A 15,135-nucleotide genomic window follows, 5' to 3' on the forward strand; every position below is an offset into this window, starting at 1 on the left:
CTCGAACGAACTGAAATATTTTCAAATCTTTTCATGTTAAATTATTATAATGAAATAATGTTTTGGCAATGACTGCCCGAATTCAGCCATCATCCACGGCTGACATTGTCATGTCCGGCACTGACATAGCTCCAACAGTCTATTCCGAATTCGCTGGGCCTCGGTTACGATATCTTAACTGATCGACACATTTGAGCATGCAACGCCGGAAGCGATAGAGCACAACTCATGCATGCGAGGCGGGGGTTTCAAAATGCTAGGTACAAGCAGTCAATCGGCTTCGGCCGGCCAAACGGACGAAAAATCCACGCTTGATCTCTTGAGAGGCAACGGCGCGATCATGCCTTCGAGCCGCGAGCGAACGATTTTGTGCGTCTCTCCAACCGGGTTTTCCAGCGCCCTGACGGCAGCGATCGAATGCGAGTTCAGATTCCTGCGCGTCATCGTCGTCGCTGATTTCAGCGAAGCCTCCACCACGCTCGTCGCCAATGTCGACCTCATCGTCGTGGACCGCAGCCTAGCAGGCGCTCTGGCCTATCACCACGAGGAACTGAGTTCGTGGCACGGCAAGGCATCGATCGCGATCCTGGCGGATATCGATCATCACGTCGACGCAAGGCTGATGGGACTCGTCGAAAACCAGATCGTGCGGGGCGTCCTGCCCGTGAACATAAATCTGGATATTCTACTGTCGATCTTTCGTATATTGTTGAGTGGCGGCGAGTATGTGCCATCTGCGCTTTTCAGGTCGCAGGGTGCCGAATCCGGGCACGCGGTTCGCGGCAGAAAGGACGGAGCGATGAGCGATTTGACCGCCCGCGAGTGGCAGATACTCGGGCATGTCGCCAAGGGCAGCCAGAACAAGATCATCGCCAATGACCTCGGGCTTTCCGAACATACGGTGAAGATTCACATCCACAACATCATCAACAAGCTCGGCGTCCACAACCGGACCGAAGCTGCCGCGATCTATTTCGCGGGACAAAAGGGCGGCGTCACCGAGGGCAACGGGCGCGATCGACCGCTTAGCTGACCTCCATGACCGCCAATCGGCTGAAAGACATTCTTCTTCTCGTCGGCCAGCTCAACTATACTTGGACGAACACCGAAAGCCTCCTGATCCACCTCATCGCGGGCCTTGCACGGGTGGACAAGGAGACGGCGATCATCATCTTCCTGACGCTCAACACCACACGGGCGCGCACCGACCTCGTCGAGCGACTGGCGAAGATGCCGTCGACGCAGGCCGATTGCCGACGCGACGTGCTCGAAGCTACGCGACGGCTTTCCGCCGAAGCCAAGCTGCGCAACAAATACAATCACTGCATCTATTCTTTCGACGAGGAAGGCGCACCGGCGATGACGCAAACCATGCGCATCGTCGACGGCAAGAACGATGTCCGCTACGGCAAGGCGGAACTCCTCGACGACGCGGAGCTGCGCCGGATTTCCGACAGCATCGCTTCCCTCGCCTCGATCAATCGGGACATCTGGCAGCTAACGGAACGCTACGCGTTTCCGACATAGAATGCTTCGCTGCGCGCCGCCTAAGCGCCCGCCGAGGCAATGCGCTCCCACTTGCCGTGAGCGGACTGGGACTGCCTGGCAAAAAAATTGTAGCGAACGTCCGTCCAGGGGCGCAGCGCATTCGTCCGGTTATCGAGAATGAAATCGCCTCGGTCGGTGCGGGCCGTCAGAACCACATGCCCCTGACCACTCGCCGTCACGACGGTGAGCAAAAGCGTGGATGCCGGCCAGCCGCGCTTCATCAATTCCTTCTTCTTCAGGATCGCGAAATCCTCGCAGTCGCCCGCCGATTGCGGTACGGACCAGACATCATCTACGCCATGCTGCGCCTGATCGCTTACCTCGCGGATCTTCCGATTCACTGCAAGATTGACCTCGTGCAGCTCGGCGCCGCGCCTGTCGGTCATCGTCATTTTCTCGGTCGGCCCGGTCGAGGCGCACAGATCCGGTCGCGATTCGCAAAATGAATAGAAGGCCGGCGGCGCAAAGGCCGGGCCGCTCATGCTCATCAATTGAGGCTCTGCGGCGGTCAACGCCAGCGGACCGATGGCCGCCGTCGACGTGATCGAGCCCGTCGTCTGTGAACAGGCAGCAGTTGCAAGGGAAAGGCAGGTGAAAACCAGTACTTTCAGCATGACGACGAATCTCCGATGCCAACCGTACTATTTAGATCGCAGTTTCTAAACAATAGTTAATACGTCCGGGTTCACATGTTTAAATGGAGTGCCATACTTATGCTTGACTTGGGGGCAAAGTAACAGTCGGCCCCGAATTCCCGCCAAAGGGAGGGGTGAAATGTTAGGTCGCAAAATTACACTTGCCAGCCAGTCGGTCCTGATCGGATCGACCTTGATGCTGGGCAGTTCCGTCTCGCTATATGCGCAGGAAACGCGTCCCATCCTCAGCGCTGCCACATGCCAGCCGCTGACGGAACGAAACTACGTCCTGTGCTGCGTCGCTGCAAATCGCGATTCGTTACTGACGCGGGCGGAACGCGAGCAGTGCCCCCCACTCACAACGGCGCTCATCCGCTCGGTCATGAGCAATGAAGGCGCCGGCATGAATGTCGGTTTTGCCGGCGGCGGTGATGGCGGTACCGGCGGCGGCGGCGGCAGCGGCGGTTCGGGCAGCAGCGGCGGTGGCGGTAGCTCCGGCGGTGGCAGTTCCGGTGGTGGCAGCAGCGGTGGTGGTTCTGGCGGCAGCAGCGGAGGCGGCAGTCCCGGCGGTGATGGTGGTGGATCGGGTGGCACCGGTGGCGGTGGAACCGGTGGTGGTGGTACGGGTGGTGATGGCGGTGGCTCCGGCGGGTCTGGCGGTACCGGTGGCGGCGGTGGCGCAGGTGGTGACGGCGGCGCTGGTGGGTCCGGTGGTACCGGCAGCGGTGGTAGTTCAGGCGGAGGTGGCGATAGTGGCGGTGCTGGCGGCGGAGGCTCCGGTGGTGGCGGAGGCTCCGGTGGCGGTGGCGGCGGCAGTGGTGGCGGTGGCGGCTCCGGCGGCGGCGGCGGTGGCTCCGGTGGTGGTGGTGGCGGCAGCGGCGGCGGCTCCGACGGCTGAAGCCTGACACTGACGGATCGAGTTTCCTGAGCGAACATGCAACACTGAACGGCGCTCGCCGTTCAGTGTTGTAGTCACGTTTATGGAAGCTTCATGCCCACCAGTTCATCCTTTCGCCCTGCCGGAGTTCATGCCGCACTCGGGGTCGAGTTCTTCGATCCCGTCCACGCTGTCACCTTCCCCGAGCATATATTGCGGTATCGCAACCAGAACGCGGCCGCCTCCGTCGGTCTCGAAAAGCTGGATGACGGCGAATGGGTCGATCATTTCGGGCGCTTTCGCGCATTGCCGGGCAGCTTCTCCCAACCGCTCGCCCTGCGCTATCACGGCCACCAGTTCCGCTCCTACAATCCCGACCTCGGCGACGGGCGCGGTTTCTTGTTCGCGCAGCTTTTCGACGATCGCGGCCGTCTGCTCGACCTTGGCACCAAGGGTTCGGGAACGACTCCATGGTCGCGCGGCGGCGACGGGCGGCTGACGCTCAAGGGTGGGGTACGCGAGGTTCTGGCAACCGAGATGCTGGAGGCGCTCGGCGTCTACACGTCGAAGAGCTTCAGCCTGATCGAAACCGGCGAAGCGCTGACGCGCGGCGACGAGCCATCGCCGACACGTTCGTCCGTGCTGGTGCGGCTGAACCATTCGCATATCCGGATCGGCACCTTCCAGCGGTTGCGGTTTCTGGACAAGACAGATGAGATCGGACGACTGATCGACCATTCGGTTCAGCACTATCTGCCGGAAGTCACCGCCAGGGGCGAGCCGGAGAGATCGCCGGCGTTTCTCGATGCCGTCAGCCGGCGTCTGGCGAAGACGACGGCGGCATGGATGGTTTCCGGTTTCGTCCACGGCGTCCTCAATACGGACAACATCAACATCACCGGCGAGAGCTTCGACTATGGCCCGTGGCGCTTCCTGCCCAGGCTCGATCCGGCCTTCACCGCCGCCTATTTCGACCAGACCGGCCTTTACGCATTCGGCCGCCAGCCCGACACAATGTTCTGGAACCTAACGCGCCTTGCCGAATGCCTCCTCGATTTCGCGCCGCAACCGGACCTCGAAACCGTGCTGCGCGCCTTTCCGCCTCTCGTTCAGGACGAATTCAGAACCGCGCTCATGCGCCGGCTGGGCTTGGAAAGCCTCGACCTGGAGGCGGACAATGCGCTGGTCGCGGCAGCCTGGCGCTTCCTCGCCGTCAGCGAGATGCCGTTCGAACGGTTTTTCTTCGACTGGTTCGGCGGCTCCGATTGCGGGCGGTCGACACCGACCGGCGCGCCCTATTCCGGCGAAGCCTTCGACGCGTTCCGCACCGCCATTGCCGGGCACGCGCCACGCGCGGATATCGACTTCACGCACGCCTATTTCCGACGCGAAGGTCCGTGCACGATGCTCTATGAAGACGTCGAAGCCATCTGGGCGCCGATCGCGGAACGGGACGATTGGTTTTTGTTCGACGAGAAGATCGCAGCCATCCGCGAAATGGGCGATGCGCTGAAATTGCAGCCAGCCCGGTTCCCCTGAAATGTTCGCGTCTCACAATGAACCGCATGTGGGTCGCGAATGATCGGAAACCGCTGAATCTGCTCCAAATCGGCACGCAATCGGTCAAAAATCGCTGGCACACGGCTTGCACCTTGTCATTCGACGAGGAGACTGGCCATGTGGATTCAATTGACGGAAGTGAATGGACATCCGATCGCGCTCAACACGGAGCATGTCGTGACCGTCCAGGCTTATGGCGATCGGACGAAGATCACGCATCTGGGCGGACAGGCGATCGTCGCCGAAAGCGTCGCTCTGGTGCTCACGACGCTGGGTCTGCTTCCCCTCAACACGGAAGCGGAACGCGAGCCGGGGCAAAAACTGCACTCGTAGCGCCGCCGACTTCGATAAGGAACGGCGTCGCGCCTGTCGCGTTGGCAAGGCATGAGCGACCCCGCAAATGCCCAATCCGTACAGGATCACGAAATTCTTTCCGCCGCACCTATGGATCGCACGGAGCCGCCCGAGCCGGTGACCGTCTTCGAGCCCGGCGCGCGCCCTGCCCCGCTCGTCTTCGACGCACCGCATAGCGGGCGGCACTATCCCGAGGATTTCGGCCATACCGCCGGCATCGAACTCCTGATGGGCGGCGAGGACCGGTTCGTCGACGAACTCGTCGCAGACGCCTCCCGTCACGGCGCAACGCTCGTCGTCGCCAATTTCGCGCGGACCTATATCGATCCCAACCGGCGGCTTTCCGACATCGACACCGTGCTTCTCGATGGCGACTGGCATGAAGAGCCGGCCCCCTCGATCATGAGCGAGCGCGGCGTCGGGCTGGTCTTTCGCCTCATCGGCGACGGCACCTCGATCTATGACCGAAAGCTCACCGCCGCCGACATCACAAAGCGCATCGAGCATTACTGGCGACCGTATCACGAATGCCTCGCCGCCATGATCGAGCGGACAGTCACACGGCACCGCATCTGCTACCACCTCGACTGCCATTCGATGATGCCGGTGGGCAACGAACTTGCTCCCGACCCGGGCAAGGACCGCGCCGATTTCGTGCTTGGCGATCTCGACGGGGCGAGTTGTGAGCCGGGTTTCACGCGCAAGGTCGCCGACACGCTGGAGGGTCTGGGTTACTCGGTCGCGATCAACGATCCCTACAAGGGCGCGCTGATAGTCGAGCGCTACGGGCAGCCGGACAAAAGCGTGCACAGCCTGCAGATCGAGATCAACCGCAAGCTTTACATGGACCTTGAAACGCTGGAGCGTGGTGAGGGGTTTGAGAAGTTGCGCGCGGATATGGGAACGCTGGCAGAAGCAATCGCCGATTACGCCCGATCGCAGGCAAATTGAATCTTCATTTCGTTCGAGATGTCGAGGCATGGATTCCTGTGACGAGCACAGGAATGACGGCATCAAGGGTAATGCCAACCGTGAAGGCTGGAGAATGACGGGTGTCACCTATGCCACCGTCATTCCTGTGCTCGTCACAGGAATCCAGGCCTCGGCGTTTCAACAACCGAATACGCGCCGGATCACTCATTGCGCCGTTTGCCCTCAAGCAAATCCAGAACCGCACGCGCGGCGTCGAGCACGTTGGTGCCGGGGCCGAAGACGGCCGAAACGCCGTTGTCGAGCAGGAACTGATAGTCCTGACGCGGCACTACGCCGCCGACGACGACGATGACATTGTCCGCGCCACGCGCCTTCAAAGCCTGAACGAGCTGCGGCGCGAGCGTCTTGTGCCCGGCGGCGAGCGACGACATGCCGACGACATGGACCTTGTTTTTCACCGCCAGTTCGGCCGCTTCATCCGGCGTCTGGAAGAGCGGTCCGGCGACGACTTCGAAGCCGATGTCGCCGAAGGCGGACGCGATGATCTTCGCGCCGCGATCGTGGCCGTCTTGCCCAAGCTTGGCGACGAGAAGCTTCGGCGTCTCGCCCAGAACCTTGGCGAATTCGTCCAGCCGCTCGACAAGATTCTCGTATTCCGGCTCGCCTTCATATGCCGGACCATAGACCTTGCTGACCACCTTCGGCACGGCCGAGTGATCGCCGAAGGCATCGCGCAAGGCATCGGAAATTTCGCCCAGTGTCGCGCGCGCCCGCGCGGCATCGACCGCAGCTTCAAGGATATTGCCCTTGCCCGTGCGCGCGACTTCGCGCAGCGCGGCGATGGTTTCTTCCCACCGCTGCGGGTCGCGCTGGCGGCGCGTCTTTTCGATGCGCGCGATCTGCGACAGCCGCACGGCCTTGTTGTCGATGTCGAGAATGTCGAGAGCGTCCTCGGTCTCCAGCCGGTATTTGTTGACACCGACGATGACCTCGTCGCCGCGATCGACCGCTGCCTGACGGCGCGTCGCCGCTTCTTCGATCAGACGCTTGGGCAGGCCGTCATTGACGGCCTTGGTCATGCCGCCCATGCCTTCCACTTCCTCGATCAGCGCCCATGCCTTTGTCGCAAGATCGCTGGTCAGGCTCTCGACATAGTAGGAACCGGCGAGCGGGTCGACGACTTTGGTGACGCCCGTCTCGTGCTGGAGGATCAACTGCGTGTTGCGCGCGATGCGGGCCGAAAATTCCGTCGGCAGCGCGATCGCCTCGTCGAGCGCATTGGTGTGCAGCGACTGCGTGCCGCCGAGCGCGGCGGACATCGCCTCGTAAGCCGTACGGATGACGTTGTTGTAGGGGTCCTGTTCCTGCAAGGACACGCCGGATGTCTGGCAATGCGTGCGCAGCATCAGTGAGGACGCCTTCTTGGGCTCGAACTCCTCCATGATGCGCGACCATAACAGTCGCGCGGCACGCAGCTTGGCGGCTTCCATGAAGAAGTTCATGCCGATGGCGAAAAAAAACGAAAGACGCCCGGCGAAGGCGTCGACGTCCAGCCCCTTCTTCAGCGCGGCGCGCACATATTCGCGCCCGTCGGCCAGCGTGAACGCCAGTTCCTGAACCAAAGTCGCGCCGGCTTCCTGCATATGGTAGCCGGAAATGGAGATGGAGTTGAACTTCGGCATCTCCCTGGCCGTGTATTCGATGATGTCCGCGATGATCCGCATCGAAGGTTCGGGCGGGTAGATATAGGTGTTGCGGACCATGAACTCCTTGAGGATGTCGTTCTGGATGGTCCCGGAAAGCTGCGCGCGCGGGACGCCCTGCTCCTCGCCGGTCACGATGAAATTGGCGAGGATCGGGATGACCGCGCCGTTCATCGTCATCGACACGGAGACCTGTTCGAGCGGGATGCCGTCGAACAGGATCTTCATGTCCTCGACCGAGTCGATCGCCACACCTGCCTTGCCGACATCGCCCTCGACGCGCGGATGGTCCGAATCGTAGCCGCGATGCGTCGCCAGATCGAAAGCGACCGAAACGCCCTGCTGCCCCGCCGCCAGTGCCTTGCGATAAAACGCGTTCGAGGCCTCGGCGGTCGAAAAGCCCGCATATTGGCGGATCGTCCACGGCCGGCCCGTATACATCGTCGCGCGCGGACCGCGCAGAAACGGAGCCTGTCCCGGCAGCGAATCCAGATGATCGATGCCGTCGAGATCGTCGGCGGTGTAGACCGGTTTGACGGAGATGCCTTCGGGTGTCTGCCAGACGAGCGTTTCGGGATCGCGCTTGACCTCCTTCTCGGCCGCCGCACGCCACTGGTCGAGCTTGGGATTGGTCATCTGGAACATCCTCGCCCAAGATGACGCGCTACGTTGCCCCCCTCTGTCCTGCCGGACATCTCCGCCGCGAGGGGGGAGATTAGCCAATCGCCGCTAACGTGCTTGATCTCTCCCCATGCGGGGGAGATGTCCGGCAGGACCGAGGGGGGCGCGACAAAGCGCAGACGTGTCAGCATCAGACTTACTCGAATTCCAAAATCATCTCGTCCACCGCCAGGCTCGCGCCGGCTTCCACCGCAACGGTCTTGACGATACCCCGACGTTCGGCGCGCAGGACGTTTTCCATCTTCATCGCCTCGACGGTGGCGAGCGCCTGGCCGTCCTGCACTTCGTCGCCGGCCTTGACCGCTATCGAGGTGATGACACCCGGCATCGGGCACAGCAGCATCTTCGACGTGTCGGGTGGCAGCTTTTCCGGCATCAGACGCGCGAGTTCGGCCACGCGCGGAGTCCGCACATGCGCCTTCACGTCGATACCGCGCCAGCGCAGCCGCCAACTCGAATTGACGCGGTCCACCTTTACGCCGACGGTCTGTCCATCGACGACGAAGTGCGCATGACTTTTGCCCGGCAGCCAGTCGGACTGGACCGCCAGCGCCTTGCCCTCACCGATCGAGACAAGCACCTTGCCGCCCTCCTCGCGCACATGACACTCGAAAAGCTCATCCGCGAACGTCACGACCCAATCGCGACCGATCGCCCGGCGGTGATTGTCCATGCCGCCGGAGATCAGGATGTCGCGTTTCTGGCTGCGCAAATTTACGAAGGCGGCAACTGCCGCCAGTTTGCGGGCCACGTCCGCGTCGGGCGCAACGCCCTCGAACCCTTCGGGCCATTCCTCCGCGATGAAGGCCGTGGTCAGGCGTCCGTCGCGAAAGCGCGGATGTTCCATCACCGCCGACAGGAACGGCAGATTGTGGCCGATGCCCTCGACCTCGAAATCGTCCAGCGCAGCACTCATCGCGTCGACCGCGCCCGCGCGGTCGGGCGCCCATGCGCACAATTTGGCGATCATCGGGTCGTAATACATCGAAATCTCGCCGCCCTCGAAAACGCCGGTGTCGTTGCGGATCACCGTGCCGTTTTCCAGCTTGCCCTCATGCGGAGGGCGGTAGCGAGACAGACGACCGATCGAGGGTAGGAAGTTGCGGAACGGATCTTCGGCGTAAAGGCGGCTTTCGATCGCCCAGCCATTCAGCTTCACGTCGTCCTGGCCGATCCGCAATTTCTCCCCCGCCGCCACGCGGATCATCTCCTCCACCAGATCGATCCCGGTGATCAGTTCCGTCACCGGATGCTCTACCTGAAGGCGAGTGTTCATTTCGAGGAAATAGAAATTGCGATCCCCATCGACGATGAACTCGACCGTGCCGGCCGAAAAATAGCCAACCGCCTTCGACAGCGCGACGGACTGCTCGCCCATCGCCTTTCGCGTCGCCTCGTCCAGAAACGGCGACGGCGCTTCCTCGACGACCTTCTGGTTGCGGCGCTGGATCGAGCATTCGCGCTCGCCCAGATAGAGGACGTTGCCGTGCTGGTCGCCGAGCACCTGAATTTCGATGTGGCGCGGCTGCGTGACGAACTTCTCGATGAAGATGCGGTCGTCGCCGAACGACGATTTCGCCTCGTTCTTCGACGACTGGAATCCCTCGCGCGCCTCCTCGTCGTTCCAGGCGATGCGCATGCCCTTGCCGCCGCCGCCGGCCGACGCCTTGATCATCACCGGATAGCCGATGAACGCGGAAATCTTCACCGCCTCGTCGGCGTCGGCGATCAGGCCCATATGGCCGGGCACGGTCGAGACGCCTGCCTCGGCGGCAAGTTTCTTCGACGTGATCTTGTCACCCATCGCCTCGATCGCGCGCACCGGCGGGCCGATGAAGGCGACGCCTTCCTTTTCCAGCGCCTGCGCGAAGAGCGGGTTTTCCGACAGGAACCCATAGCCCGGATGGACGGCGTCGGCGCCCGTCTGTCTTATCGCATCGATGATCTTGTCGATCACGATGTAGGACTGGTTCGACGGCGCGGGGCCGATATGCACCGCCTCGTCCGCCATTTTCACATGCAGTGCCTCGCGGTCCGCATCCGAATAGACCGCGACCGTCGCGATGCCGAGCCTTTTCGCCGTCCTGATGACCCGGCACGCGATCTCGCCGCGATTGGCGATGAGGATTTTCCTGAACATCATTGCCCCGAAATCTTGTCCTGCGTCTTCGTCTCGAAGTCGGAGGCGTCGTGCCGCTCGTGAAGCTGCTTTGCCGGATCGCCGAAGGTGCGGTTGACCATCGAGCCGCGCTGAACCGCCGGGCGGTCGCCGACCGTCTTCATCCAGCGCTGAACGTTTTCGTATTCCTTGACCGACAGGAAGTCGCCCGCGTCGTCATAAGCGGCATTCGCCGCCAGCCTTCCGTACCAGGGCCAGATCGCCATATCGGCGATGGTGTAGTCGGCACCCGCCATGTATTCGTGGTCGGCCAGATGCCGGTCGAGCACGTCCATCTGGCGCTTGACCTCCATCGCATAGCGGTCGATCGCGTATTCGATCTTCATCGGCGCGTAGGCGTAGAAATGGCCGAACCCGCCGCCGAGGAACGGTGCGGAGCCCATCTGCCAGAACAGCCAGTTCATCGCCTCGGCGCGTGCGCGTAGTTCGGTCGGCAGAAAGGCACCGAACTTTTCGGCCAGATAGACGAGGATCGAGCCGGATTCGAACAGGCGCACGGGCGCGCCGCCGCCCGTCGGTGCATGATCCATCATGGCCGGGATCTTCGAGTTCGGATTGACCTCCACGAAGCCCGAACCGAACTGATCGCCGTCGCCGATTTTGATCAGCCAGGCGTCGTACTCCGCGCCCGCATGGCCGGCGGCGAGCAGTTCTTCCAGCATGATCGTGACTTTGACGCCGTTCGGCGTGCCGAGCGAATAAAGCTGCAGCGGATGTTTGCCGACCGGCAATTCCTTGTCGTGCGTCGGGCCGGCGATCGGCCGGTTGATCGACGAGAAGGCGCCGCCGCTCTGATCGGCCCATTTCCAGATTTTCGGCGGAACGTAGCCGGCGGGCAGGTTCTTTTCAGGCGGGAACTTTGTGGTGTCGGTCATGTCATCCTCAATGCGAAGAAAGTTGGCGGAACCCACTATAAAGGCATCGTGTCGTGCTTCTTCCAGGGCTGTTCCTGTTTCTTCGTACGCAGCATGGCGAAGGCGCGGGCGATGCGCTTGCGCGAGGAATGCGGCATGATCACCTCGTCGATGAAGCCGCGCTCGGCCGCCTTGAACGGATTGGCGAAATTCTCCTCATATTCAGCCGTGCGCGCGGCAATCTTTTCCGGGTCGCCAAGTTCGGAGCGGTAGAGGATTTCCGTCGCGCCCTTGGCGCCCATCACGGCGATCTCGGCGGTGGGCCAGGCATAGTTCACATCCGCGCCGATATGCTTGGACGCCATGACGTCATAGGCGCCGCCATAAGCCTTGCGGGTGATGAGTGTGACCATCGGCACGGTTGCCTGAGAGTAGGCGAAAAGCAGCTTCGCGCCATGCTTGATGACGCCGCCATATTCCTGGCTCGTGCCCGGCAGAAAGCCAGGAACGTCGACCAGCGTCAGAATCGGAATGTTGAAGGCATCGCAAAAGCGCACGAAACGCGCGGCCTTGCGCGAGGAGTCGATGTCGAGACAACCGGCGAGCACCATGGGCTGATTGGCCACGACCCCGACCGACTGGCCTTCGATGCGCATGAAACCGGTGATGATGTTGCGGGCGTAGGCTTCCTGTATCTCGAAGAAATCGCCCTCGTCGGCAAGCGCGTGGATCAGTTCCTTCATGTCGTAGGGCTTGTTCGCCGAGTCCGGGATCAGCGTGTCGAGGCGATCTTCGATGCGGCCCGGATCGTCGTGGAACGGGCGCACAGGCGATTTCTCGCGGTTGTTCAAAGGCAGGAAGTCGAACAACCGGCGCACTTCCTCCAGTGCGATCACGTCATTGTCGAACGCGCCGTCAGCAACGGAGGATTTTTGCGTGTGAGTGCGCGCACCGCCCAGTTCCTCGGCCGTGACAATCTCGTTGGTGACGGTCTTGACCACGTCCGGGCCGGTCACGAACATATAGGACGAATCGCGCACCATGAAGATGAAGTCCGTCATCGCCGGCGAATAGACCGCCCCGCCTGCGCATGGCCCCATGATGAGCGAAATCTGCGGCACGACGCCCGACGCATCGACATTGCGCTTGAAGACATCCGCATAGCCGCCGAGTGAGGCGACGCCCTCCTGAATGCGCGCGCCGCCCGAATCGTTCAGCCCGATCACCGGCGCGCCGTTGCGCACCGCCATGTCCATGATCTTGCAGATTTTCTGCGCGTGGGTTTCAGAGAGCGAGCCGCCGAGAACGGTGAAATCCTGACTGAAGACATAGACCAGCCGGCCGTTGATCGTGCCCCATCCGGTGACGACGCCGTCGCCCGGATATTTCTGCTCCGCCATGCCGAAATCGGTCGTCCGGTGCACGACATACATGTCGTATTCCTCGAACGATCCTTCATCGAGCAACACCTCGACCCGCTCGCGCGCCGTCAGCTTGCCCTTTGCGTGCTGCGCCTCGATGCGCTTTTGGCCGCCGCCGAGACGCGCCTGCGCGCGGCGCTCCTCCAATTGTTCGAGCACGGCGCGCATCAGCGACGGCTCTCGTGAAAGACGGTGGAGCGCTCGATCATTGGCAATTCCTCCCTATTGTCGTGCATTTTTTGGATAGCGGTGAAAAAGCTATATGGGAAGGGCGTCACGGGAACCCAGATGAAGGACGAGGGTGCGGGTCTCAAAAAGAGAGGCGCAACGCGGCGTGTCTCAGATCGGACATTCATTTGTGCACAGCGGCTGCGCAATCGGGAAGCATCGGCTACTTGTCGTTGCGAGCGATATCATCCGTACGAGACATTCGGGGAGTAAACGATGAGCGAAGCCGAAATCCTGTTTGACACGCGCGGTCCCGCGGGCTTTGTGACGCTCAACCGGCCAAAGGCGCTGAACGCGGTGACGCGCAATATGGTGGGCCTGCTTCATGCAAAGCTGATCGAATGGGCGAATGATCCGGCCGTCGAGCGTGTCGTCATCAGGGCGGCGGGCGAAAAGGCGTTTTCGGCGGGCGGTGATGTGCGCCAGCTTTATGACTGGGGTCAGGCGGGCGATCCGGCGATCCGCGATTTCTATCGCGAGGAATACCGCCTCAACACCTTCATCAAACGCTACAAGAAGCCCTATATCGCGCTGATCGACGGCATCGTGATGGGCGGCGGCGTGGGCGTCTCCTTCCACGGCAGCCACCGCGTCGGCGGCTCGCGCCTGATGTTCGCCATGCCGGAGACCGGCATCGGGCTATTCCCCGACGTCGGCGGCACGTATTTCCTGCCGCGCCTTCCGCACCGGATCGGAACATGGCTGGCGCTGACCGGCGCGCGTCTCGGGCAGGCGGATGCCTTGTGGTGCGGGCTGATCACGGAGGCGGTCGACAGCACGGATTTCGAGGCGCTGGAGACTGCGCTGGTCGAAGACAGCGAGCCCGGCCAAGCCCTGACAACCCATGCGGCCGGCCCGGACGGCGCAACCCTGCCCGGTCTTGCCGAAACGATCGAGCGATGCTTTGCCGGCGAGACGGTCGAAACCATTCTCGCCGCGCTCGATGCCGATGGCGGCGAATGGGCCGCGAAACAGGCCGCGATCATCCGTGCGAAGTCGCCGACCAGCCTGAAGATCGCCCTGCGCCAGATGCGGGAAGGCGCGAAGGCCGACTTCGAGGAATGCATGAAGATCGAGTTCCGGATCGTCAGCCGCGTCATCGAGGGACACGAATTTTTCGAAGGCGTGCGCGCGGTCATCATCGACAAGGACAACGCACCGAAATGGCGGCCGGCGACACTTGATGCCGTGAGCGACGCCGACATCGACGCCTATTTCGCAAGATTGCCGGACGAACTCGACCTGTCGCATCTCGAACGCCTGTGAAAATGGTAGCTGTCGATTGACGGCGGCCCAACTCGCGACATACCTTGCGGTATGTTAACCGGATGGGAGGAGCCGGAATGGCGTTTGCGCGCGTAAACGGCGTTGTGCTGCATCATGAAGTTCGCGGCCCGGCCGATGTGCCGACGCTCGTCTTCGCCAATTCGCTCGGCACCGATTTCCGCATCTGGAACGACGTCCTCGTTCGGCTGGGCGATCGATATCGCGTCGTGCTCTACGACAAGCGCGGCCACGGCCTTTCGGAAGCGACGCCTTCACCCTACCGGCTGGACGATCATGTCGGCGACCTTTCGGCGCTTCTCGACTATCTCGGTATCGACAGGGCAGCTCTGATCGGCCTGTCCGTCGGCGGGTTGATTGCGCAGGGACTTGCAGCGAAGCGGCCCGAACTCGTTTCCGCACTGGTCCTGATGGACACAGCGCACAAGATCGGCACGGCCGAGATGTGGAACCAGCGCATCGAGACGGTGACCACCAAGGGCATCGGCGCGATGGCGGACGCGATCATGGAACGCTGGTTCACGCCCGCCTATCGCAGTCCCGATAATCCCGATTTCGCCGGCTATGTCGCGATGCTGACGCGCACGCCCGCCGAAGGTTATGCCGGCACCTGCGCGGCGCTGCGCGATGCGGATCTGACGCAATCCACCGCCGCGCTTGCCGTGCCGACCCTGTGCATCGTCGGCGATCAGGACGGCTCGACCCCGCCCGACCTCGTGCGCGCCACCGCCGACCTCATCGCAAACAGCCGTTTCGAGATCATTCAGGGCGCGGGCCATCTGCCCTGCATCGAAAAGCCGGACGAAACGGCGCGACTGCTTCAGGACTTTCTCGACGCAGCCCTTCGCTGACCGCCGAACGAACCCAAGAGGACCAAG

General features: G+C 62.1%; 13 protein-coding genes. 8 read left to right on the forward strand and 5 right to left on the reverse strand.

Translation table 11 applies throughout. From position 1 onward, the window contains the following. Nucleotides 1-340: 340 nt before the first annotated feature. Together GTW25_RS01225 and GTW25_RS01230 are read left to right on the forward strand one after the other, a co-directional pair. Entirely contained in the window at nucleotides 341-1,033 is a 693-nt protein-coding gene (locus GTW25_RS01225; RefSeq protein WP_252910165.1) for a helix-turn-helix transcriptional regulator, read from the forward strand. A gap of 5 nt (nucleotides 1,034-1,038) precedes the next feature. Continuing rightward, the gene (locus tag GTW25_RS01230) at nucleotides 1,039-1,527 is read left to right on the forward strand and encodes a hypothetical protein (RefSeq protein ID WP_252910166.1); all 489 of its coding nucleotides are present in this window, start codon (nucleotides 1,039-1,041) and stop codon (nucleotides 1,525-1,527) included. Nucleotides 1,528-1,547: 20 nt separating this feature from the next. Here GTW25_RS01230 and GTW25_RS01235 read toward each other — a convergent pair whose 3' ends face one another. Beyond that, nucleotides 1,548-2,162, reverse strand: coding sequence for a transglutaminase-like cysteine peptidase (locus GTW25_RS01235; RefSeq protein ID WP_252910167.1), 615 nt, complete (start codon nucleotides 2,160-2,162; stop codon nucleotides 1,548-1,550). A gap of 160 nt (nucleotides 2,163-2,322) precedes the next feature. On the opposite strand from GTW25_RS01235, the gene GTW25_RS01240 reads away from it, so the two are divergent. From GTW25_RS01240 to GTW25_RS01255, 4 genes are all read left to right on the forward strand, one after another. Continuing rightward, nucleotides 2,323-3,081, forward strand: a complete 759-nt coding sequence (locus GTW25_RS01240) for a hypothetical protein (protein ID WP_252910168.1) — start codon at nucleotides 2,323-2,325, stop codon at nucleotides 3,079-3,081. A 93-nt stretch (nucleotides 3,082-3,174) separates the two neighbouring features. After that, nucleotides 3,175-4,599, forward strand: coding sequence for a protein adenylyltransferase SelO (locus tag GTW25_RS01245; protein ID WP_252910169.1), 1,425 nt, complete (start codon nucleotides 3,175-3,177; stop codon nucleotides 4,597-4,599). 138 nt (nucleotides 4,600-4,737) lie between these two features. Continuing rightward, nucleotides 4,738-4,953, forward strand: a complete 216-nt coding sequence (locus GTW25_RS01250) for a flagellar FlbD family protein (protein WP_252910170.1) — start codon at nucleotides 4,738-4,740, stop codon at nucleotides 4,951-4,953. 51 nt (nucleotides 4,954-5,004) lie between these two features. Next, nucleotides 5,005-5,925 (forward strand): N-formylglutamate amidohydrolase, encoded by a 921-nt coding sequence (locus GTW25_RS01255; RefSeq protein WP_252910171.1) that lies wholly within the window; start codon nucleotides 5,005-5,007, stop codon nucleotides 5,923-5,925. Between the two features lie 182 nt (nucleotides 5,926-6,107). Here the strand turns inward: GTW25_RS01255 and scpA are convergent, their stop codons facing one another. The 4 genes from scpA to GTW25_RS01285 form a co-directional block, all read right to left on the reverse strand. After that, the gene (scpA, locus tag GTW25_RS01260) at nucleotides 6,108-8,246 is read right to left on the reverse strand and encodes a methylmalonyl-CoA mutase (protein ID WP_252910172.1); all 2,139 of its coding nucleotides are present in this window, start codon (nucleotides 8,244-8,246) and stop codon (nucleotides 6,108-6,110) included. Nucleotides 8,247-8,427: 181 nt separating this feature from the next. Further along, nucleotides 8,428-10,431, reverse strand: a complete 2,004-nt coding sequence (locus GTW25_RS01275; RefSeq protein WP_372493044.1) for an acetyl-CoA carboxylase biotin carboxylase subunit — start codon at nucleotides 10,429-10,431, stop codon at nucleotides 8,428-8,430. Continuing rightward, the gene (gene yghU / locus GTW25_RS01280) at nucleotides 10,431-11,345 is read right to left on the reverse strand and encodes a glutathione-dependent disulfide-bond oxidoreductase (protein ID WP_252910173.1); all 915 of its coding nucleotides are present in this window, start codon (nucleotides 11,343-11,345) and stop codon (nucleotides 10,431-10,433) included. The genes GTW25_RS01275 and yghU overlap by 1 nt, the downstream gene beginning before the upstream one ends. Before the next feature lie 35 nt (nucleotides 11,346-11,380). Further along, the gene (locus GTW25_RS01285) at nucleotides 11,381-12,913 is read right to left on the reverse strand and encodes an acyl-CoA carboxylase subunit beta (protein ID WP_252910174.1); all 1,533 of its coding nucleotides are present in this window, start codon (nucleotides 12,911-12,913) and stop codon (nucleotides 11,381-11,383) included. 276 nt (nucleotides 12,914-13,189) lie between these two features. Between GTW25_RS01285 and GTW25_RS01290 the strand changes: the two genes are divergently transcribed. Continuing rightward, complete coding sequence (locus tag GTW25_RS01290; protein ID WP_252910175.1) at nucleotides 13,190-14,239, forward strand: enoyl-CoA hydratase/isomerase family protein; 1,050 nt, start codon at nucleotides 13,190-13,192, stop codon at nucleotides 14,237-14,239. Between the two features lie 77 nt (nucleotides 14,240-14,316). Next, nucleotides 14,317-15,108 carry a 3-oxoadipate enol-lactonase gene (gene pcaD, locus GTW25_RS01295; protein WP_252910176.1) on the forward strand — a complete coding sequence of 264 codons (792 nt, stop codon included), beginning with the start codon at nucleotides 14,317-14,319 and terminating at the stop codon, nucleotides 15,106-15,108. Nucleotides 15,109-15,135 lie beyond the last annotated feature (27 nt).

The organism is Aliihoeflea aestuarii (assembly GCF_024105665.1).
GTDB lineage: Bacteria > Pseudomonadota > Alphaproteobacteria > Rhizobiales > Rhizobiaceae > Aliihoeflea > Aliihoeflea aestuarii.

Coding starts and splice junctions, on each gene's coding strand:
- GTW25_RS01285 (WP_252910174.1), bottom strand. CDS start 12,913: ATGCGCGCCGTGCTCGAACAATTGGAGGAGCGCCGCGCGCAGGCGCGT.
- pcaD (WP_252910176.1), top strand. CDS start 14,317: ATGGCGTTTGCGCGCGTAAACGGCGTTGTGCTGCATCATGAAGTTCGC.
- GTW25_RS01275 (WP_372493044.1), bottom strand. CDS start 10,431: ATGTTCAGGAAAATCCTCATCGCCAATCGCGGCGAGATCGCGTGCCGG.
- GTW25_RS01225 (WP_252910165.1), top strand. CDS start 341: ATGCCTTCGAGCCGCGAGCGAACGATTTTGTGCGTCTCTCCAACCGGG.
- GTW25_RS01255 (WP_252910171.1), top strand. CDS start 5,005: ATGAGCGACCCCGCAAATGCCCAATCCGTACAGGATCACGAAATTCTT.
- GTW25_RS01245 (WP_252910169.1), top strand. CDS start 3,175: ATGCCCACCAGTTCATCCTTTCGCCCTGCCGGAGTTCATGCCGCACTC.
- GTW25_RS01240 (WP_252910168.1), top strand. CDS start 2,323: ATGTTAGGTCGCAAAATTACACTTGCCAGCCAGTCGGTCCTGATCGGA.
- GTW25_RS01290 (WP_252910175.1), top strand. CDS start 13,190: ATGAGCGAAGCCGAAATCCTGTTTGACACGCGCGGTCCCGCGGGCTTT.
- yghU (WP_252910173.1), bottom strand. CDS start 11,345: ATGACCGACACCACAAAGTTCCCGCCTGAAAAGAACCTGCCCGCCGGC.
- GTW25_RS01230 (WP_252910166.1), top strand. CDS start 1,039: ATGACCGCCAATCGGCTGAAAGACATTCTTCTTCTCGTCGGCCAGCTC.
- scpA (WP_252910172.1), bottom strand. CDS start 8,246: ATGACCAATCCCAAGCTCGACCAGTGGCGTGCGGCGGCCGAGAAGGAG.
- GTW25_RS01235 (WP_252910167.1), bottom strand. CDS start 2,162: ATGCTGAAAGTACTGGTTTTCACCTGCCTTTCCCTTGCAACTGCTGCC.
- GTW25_RS01250 (WP_252910170.1), top strand. CDS start 4,738: ATGTGGATTCAATTGACGGAAGTGAATGGACATCCGATCGCGCTCAAC.